Below are 6,232 nucleotides of genomic sequence, written 5' to 3' on the forward strand. Positions count from 1 at the left end.
GGCAGCATCGCCTTGGCTGAACCCGATTGCGCCAAATCCAACAACCGCGCACGGCCATCCAGACAGCGAAAGCTGGCGAAAGCCGAGCCATGGCTGCGCTGCATAGGGGTGGCAGTGGTGGCGAGCATCGGAGTCTCCTTGACGGTGACTACACCACTCAGATCGGTCAGCAGGAATGTAGCGGAAGTGAAAGCGCCCTCATACTATGCAACTACGGCGATAATCGCCTGTATTTCGATCTTAACGCACAGATTAACGGCTGAATCTTAATGCTGCCGCAAGCTGGCGGAAAAAAGCGAAACGGGCATTGAGTCTCCCCAATGCCCGCCCAGAAATGTCACTAAGACTTATCTAAAAGTTTTCATCTGCTCATAAATATCCCACGGGGGTCCGGGGGTGTGAAACCCCCGGCTTTGCCGCAGACACTCAGATGTAATGGTTCCACAAGTTCTCCAACCGCTCTTGACGGCCCGAGCGTGGCTGCGGGTTGATGTTGTTCTTCACAACCGCATCCGCGATGACTTCCAACGGCTGAGTCAGCATCGCTTTCGCGCCGTCTTTCTCCCAGCCAGCATAACGCGCGCGCCGTGCGGCTTCTAAAGTGTCGTCCTCCAGCAGATACGCCGCCGCTTTCAGCGCCCGCGCGCAGGTGTCCATGCCGCCGACATGCGCGAGGATCAGATCTTCCGGGTCCAGCGACTGACGGCGAATTTTGGCGTCAAAGTTGGTGCCGCCGGTGGTGTAGCCGCCCGCGCGCAGGATTTCGTAGAACGCGACGGCTTTCTCGGCGTGATTGTTCGGGAACTGGTCGGTGTCCCAGCCGGACTGGTAATCGTTGCGGTTCATGTCGATCGAGCCAAAAATCCCCAAGGCCGAGGCCAAAGCGATCTCGTGCTCAAACGAATGGCCCGCCAAGATCGCGTGGCCCTGCTCGATATTGACCTGAACTTCTTTCTCGAGTCCGAAATCCTTCAGGAAACCGTAGACCGTCGCGACGTCGTAGTCATACTGGTGCTTCGACGGCTCTTGCGGCTTCGGTTCGATCAGGATTGCGCCTTGGTAGCCGATTTTGTGCTTATACTCGACGACCGATTGCAGGAAGCGGCCAGCATGGGCGCGTTCGGCTTTCAGGTCGGTGTTCAGCAGCGTCTCATAGCCCTCACGCCCGCCCCAGAGCACATAATTCGCGCCGCCGAGTTTATGCGTCGCATCCAGACAGGATTTCACCGTGGCTGCCGCATAGGCGTAAACTTCGGGGTCGGGGTTGGTGGCAGCGCCCGACATCCAGCGTTTGTGGCTGAACATATTGGCGGTGCCCCACAGCAGCTTTGCCTTATGTGAGGCTTGCTTTTCGCCGAGGTAATCAACGATTTCTTCCAGATTGCGCAAGCTTTCGGCGAAGGTATCACCCTCTGGCCGCGCATCGGCGTCGTGGAAGGCGTAGAACGGGGTGCCGAGGATGTCGAACATCTCAAACGCCACGTCGGCCTTCAGTTTTGCCAGCGCCATGGTGTCGCCGAACCACGGGCGATCAAAGGTTTGTCCGCCGAACGGGTCACCACCCGGCCATGCGAACGAATGCCAATAGGCGACGGCAAAGCGCAGATGATCTTCCATCCGCTTGCCGAGCAGCACTTCATCGGGGTCGTAATGCCGGAAGGCGAACTCGTTGGTGGAGCCTTCGCCCTCATATTTGATCTGCGGGATGTTCTTGAAAAAATCGGTCATGCGAGGCTCCTAATCGCGGTTTGTGCAGCTTGGTAGCGGGCGAAACCCGCGTCAAAGGCGTCTTTCAGGGCGGGGTCGGGCAGGATTTCCCGCTCAATTTGCGGCAGGGTGGCTATTTCCGCACCTGCCCCGGCGGCGGCCATCAGGCCAAGCCGAGCAGCGCCGAAAGCGCCGCCAAAATCGCCCGCAACTGGCAGGCTGACCGGGCAATCCAAGGCCGTCGCAATCGCGCGCAGCCAATAATCCGAGCGTGAACCGCCGCCCACCGCCAGCAAATGCTCCAGCTTGGTGCCAGTCGCGGCTAAGGCATCGCGGCAATCGCGGAAGGCGAAGGTGACGCCTTCCAGCACGGCGCGGGTGCCAGCTTGGCGGTCGGTGGCATGTTCCAGCCCGGTAAACGCGCCGCGGATTGCGGCAGAGTTCAGCGGTGTGCGCTCACCACCAAGATAGGGCAGGAACGTGGTTTTGCCGGGGGCTTGCAGCGGGCCGAGTTCGCCAGTCAGATGCGCCGCATCGGTGCCGACCAGTTTGGAATACCAGTTCAGCGCATCGGTCGCGGCGAGGATCACGCCCATCTGATGCCAAGTGTTTGGCAGCGCATGGCAGAACGTATGCACCGCCGTTGCGGGGTCAGGTTGATAGCCGTCATTGGCGGCAAACAGCACGCCACTGGTGCCGAGCGAAACAAACGCCTCACCCGCGCGCACCACACCGACGCCAACGCCAGCCGCCGCATTGTCGCCACCGCCGCCCGCAACCACAACGCTTGCGCCCATGCCGAAACGACTGGCGAGTGTGCTGCGCAGGGTGCCGGAGACTTCCGAGCCTTCGACCAAGCGCGGCATCTGCGCGCGTGTCAGGCCGGTATCAGACAGCAAAACATCCGACCAATCGCGCTTGCCGGTATCCAACCAAGACGTGCCCGCGGCGTCTGACATTTCAGACACATGCTCACCAGTCAGCCACAGCCGGAGATAATCTTTTGGCAGCAGGATCTTGGCGACCTTGGCCCAAACGGCAGGCTCATGCTTGCGCAGCCAGTCTAATTTTGGGGCAGTGAAGCCGGGGAAAACGATATTGCCGGACAGGTGGCGGAATTCTGGCTTGGCATCCAAGGCCGCAGCCTCGGCGAAGCTGCGGGTGTCGTTCCACAGGATACAGGGGCGCAGCACCGCGTCGGACGCATCCAGCAAGGTCGCGCCGTGCATATGCCCCGATAGCCCGATGCCCTTCACCGCAGCCAAACCATGCTCGGCGAGTTTGCCCAAAACAACCTCTGCCGCCGCGATCCACGAGGCCGGAGCCTGTTCTGACCACCCTTCCGCCGGACGCTCCACAGTCAGGGGCGATGTGGCTTCGGCCAGCACTTGCTGAGCGTCATCTATCAAGATGCCCTTCAGCCCCGAGGTGCCCAGATCGAGCCCGATATACATATGTGTCCCCTCCAGAACCTGACCGCACCCAAGCACGATTAGCGCTAACATGTCAGCCGTGAAAACGTTTACGCTAAGCGGTTTCATCCTTCAACAGCAGCAATAATGCCAAAGCGGTTAGAATGACACCGCCCAGCACATTTATCGGCGGGGCCGCGCGACCGCTCGCCATTTCCCACAAGATAACCCAAGTTGGCACCAGATATGTGTAAGCCATCACCTTGGCCGAGGGCAGCCGCAGCGTGGCGAATTGCAGCAGCACGGAGGTCATGGCGCTGGCAGCGACCGAGACATAAATCAAGCAAATCCAAACGATTGCGGGCAGGTTGGCCCAATCGGTAGCGATCACATCGCGCCAACCCCACAGACACAAGATTACAAAACCCGCCAGCATCATGCCGAAAGTGAACACCAGCGCAGGCTCGCCCCGGTTCAGTTTGCGCACCATCGGAGCGTAGAGCGCATGGGCGATGCAGCCGAAGAAATAGATGATTTCGCCCCGGCCAACCTCAAACCGTGCCAAGGCCGCGAGATCACCGCGAAAGATCACCCACAGCGCGCCAGCAGCGCCAATCGCCAGCGCCAAAGCCATGCGGGCCGTGGTGATCTGGCCCAGCAACAGCCAGCCAAAGCCCGCCGCCATCAATGGTGTTAGGGTGAACACGGCAGCGGTCGGCACGGCCTCGGCAGTCTGCAGGCCCCAAAACATCAGGACGAAATAGCACGCGAGCAAGCCGCCCAAGATCACATAACGCCACGGTGCGACCCAAGCTTTGCGCGGCACCCCGACAGTCAGGAAGGCAGCCAACCCGACCAGCGCGCCCGCCAAAGCAAACCGCGCTACGGTCATGGCCGAGGGCGAGACAAACCGCGCCGCCGCAGCGCCCAGACTAAAACTGCCCGCCACCAGTGCCGAAAACGCCAGCATCGCGACATGGCCGCGTTGCGATTGGCTTAGGCCCGCCCAGATTGTCACGCCCTAAACCTCACCGCCCAATCTCAAATCGTGCACCAGTTGGAGGCCGCATGGCGCAGACAGCTTAGAAAGCTTTGCACCTTCAGCGTCCGGTGCAGATCGACATGGGTGACGATCCACAGCGGCGAATCCCATTCGGTGATCGGAGCCATCACCTCAACTAAATCCGGGTCTTGCCGCGCCTCATGCGCGCGCATGAATCCGAGGCCCATCCCGGCTTTAATCGCCACGTCAGCAGCTGCCGGTTCATTAACGCGGAAAGTCAGCCGATCTTGCGCAATCCTCTCGCGGAGCCAGCGATAAAACGGCGCGCGGTTGTCGGGGTTGTCGATGCCAATGAAGCGGTGTTGCAGCAATTCAGCTTCACCATTCGGCAAACCATGCCGCTCAACATAGGCTTTTGAGCCGTAAATTCCCATCCGCATCTTCACCAACGGCAGCGCCACATTGTCAGGCTCTTGCGGCGTGGCCCCGGCACGGATAGCCACATGCGCCTCACCATAATCCAAACGAAACAGCCGCAGATCGGTCAGAAACCGGATCACCACTGCTGGATGCGCTTCTTGGAACGTTGCAAACACCGGGGCGAGCAGATGCGCGATGCCAGTGATCGAAGTTACCACCAACTCACCCGCGACGGTCTCACCCTGACCCTTGATGCGGCTGGCAAGCTGGCCGAACTGATCTTCTGTCGTCTGCGCCACCGACAATAGATCACGGCCAGATTCGGTCGGGGTATAGCCACGGGCATGGCGTTGAAACAGCTTCGCCCCCAGCCGCTTTTCCAACGAATCAATATGCCGGATTACTGTGGCGTGATGCACACCCATCACCTCAGCCGCACCCGAAACGGTGCCCATACGTGCGACCTGAAACGCGGTCCTGATCTCGTCCCAGTTGTCCATAACGCAGACCTCGTTGTGCATACGCGCACATAAGGGCATATTTCAGCGCACAAATGCAAGCACGAAACCGTTACATTTGAGGACAGAGCGCCTGCTTGGCACGACTTGACTGGCTTAAGGCCGCCGCGACTTGACTCGGTCGAAGCAACCGCGTATCGCCCGACCCAATTCCCCGGAGGCAACCGCTTCCGGTCCCTTAGGCCATAGCCTGGGATCGCCACCTGTCAGCGCGTTGCGCCCACAGGTGTTGTTCCGCATTGGCCTTGGGAAACCCGCCGTAGCACCCCACCTTGGGGTTTTGATCTAGGAGAGCGCAATGTTTGAAAGCCTGTCAGAACGCCTTGGTGGCGTATTCGACCGCTTGACGAAAGCTGGCGCGCTGTCTGAGGCTGACGTTGATACCGCTCTGCGCGAAGTCCGCACTGCTTTGCTCGATGCGGACGTTTCGCTGGAAGTCGCGCGCAATTTCGTCAAAGCCGTCAAGGTCCGTGCGATTGGGCAGGCTGTCACCAAGTCGATCACTCCCGGTCAGCAAGTCGTCAAGATCGTGCATGATGAGCTTGTGCGCGTGCTTTCCGGCGATGATGAACCCGAAGCTCTGAAAATTGACAACCCGCCGTCGGCTATTCTGATGGTTGGTCTGCAAGGTTCGGGTAAAACCACCACCACCGCCAAGCTGGCGAAACGCTTGAAAGAGCGTAACGGCAAGCGCGTGCTGCTGGCGTCTTTGGATACCAACCGCCCGGCCGCTATGGAGCAGTTGGCGATCCTCGCCGGCCAGATCGGCGTGGACTCGTTGCCGATCGTACAAGGCGAAACCGCCGTTCAGATCGCCAAGCGCGCCAAGACTCAAGCCGCGATGGGCGGCTATGACGTGGTGTTCTTCGACACCGCTGGCCGTCTGCACATTGACGAAGTGCTGATGGCGGAAATCCAAGCGGTGCGTGACATCGCCCAGCCGCGTGAGACTTTGTTGGTCGTCGATGGCCTGACGGGCCAAGACGCGGTGAATGTAGCGTCTGAGTTTGACGCCAAGGTTGGCATTTCCGGCGTTGTGCTGACGCGGATGGACGGCGACGGTCGCGGTGGTGCCGCTTTGTCGATGCGCGCAGTTACTGGTAAGCCGATCCGTTTCGTCGGTCTTGGCGAGAAGATGGACGCGCTGGAGACGTTCGAGGCTGAACGTGTTG

At 60.0% G+C, this 6,232-nt stretch carries 5 protein-coding genes; 1 reads left to right on the top strand and 4 read right to left on the bottom strand.

Annotated features, from left to right (window positions below):
* Positions 1-426: 426 nt before the first annotated feature.
* The 4 genes from xylA to JWS10_RS04875 all read right to left on the bottom strand — a co-directional run bounded on the left by xylA (position 427) and on the right by JWS10_RS04875 (position 5,042).
* Positions 427-1,728 carry a xylose isomerase gene (xylA, locus tag JWS10_RS04860; protein ID WP_299505253.1) on the bottom strand — a complete coding sequence of 434 codons (1,302 nt, stop codon included), beginning with the start codon at positions 1,726-1,728 and terminating at the stop codon, positions 427-429.
* Positions 1,725-3,161 carry a xylulokinase gene (gene xylB / locus JWS10_RS04865; RefSeq protein ID WP_299505255.1) on the bottom strand — a complete coding sequence of 479 codons (1,437 nt, stop codon included), beginning with the start codon at positions 3,159-3,161 and terminating at the stop codon, positions 1,725-1,727. The genes xylA and xylB overlap by 4 nt, the downstream gene beginning before the upstream one ends.
* A gap of 73 nt (positions 3,162-3,234) precedes the next feature.
* Positions 3,235-4,137, bottom strand: a complete 903-nt coding sequence (locus tag JWS10_RS04870; RefSeq protein ID WP_299505257.1) for a DMT family transporter — start codon at positions 4,135-4,137, stop codon at positions 3,235-3,237.
* 23 nt (positions 4,138-4,160) lie between these two features.
* Positions 4,161-5,042 carry a LysR family transcriptional regulator gene (locus JWS10_RS04875; protein WP_299473366.1) on the bottom strand — a complete coding sequence of 294 codons (882 nt, stop codon included), beginning with the start codon at positions 5,040-5,042 and terminating at the stop codon, positions 4,161-4,163.
* Between the two features lie 316 nt (positions 5,043-5,358).
* On the opposite strand from JWS10_RS04875, the gene JWS10_RS04880 reads away from it, so the two are divergent.
* The coding region (locus JWS10_RS04880) for a signal recognition particle receptor subunit alpha (RefSeq protein WP_299505258.1) at positions 5,359-6,232 on the top strand (874 nt) is incomplete at its 3' end.

Origin of the sequence: Cypionkella sp., from assembly GCF_028290025.1 — a bacterium.
Lineage (GTDB): Bacteria > Pseudomonadota > Alphaproteobacteria > Rhodobacterales > Rhodobacteraceae > Cypionkella.

Bases quoted from the DNA above. Each gene is read 5' to 3' on its own strand.
- xylA (WP_299505253.1), bottom strand. From the start codon at position 1,728: ATGACCGATTTTTTCAAGAACATCCCGCAGATCAAATATGAGGGCGAA.
- xylB (WP_299505255.1), bottom strand. From the start codon at position 3,161: ATGTATATCGGGCTCGATCTGGGCACCTCGGGGCTGAAGGGCATCTTG.
- JWS10_RS04875 (WP_299473366.1), bottom strand. From the start codon at position 5,042: ATGGACAACTGGGACGAGATCAGGACCGCGTTTCAGGTCGCACGTATG.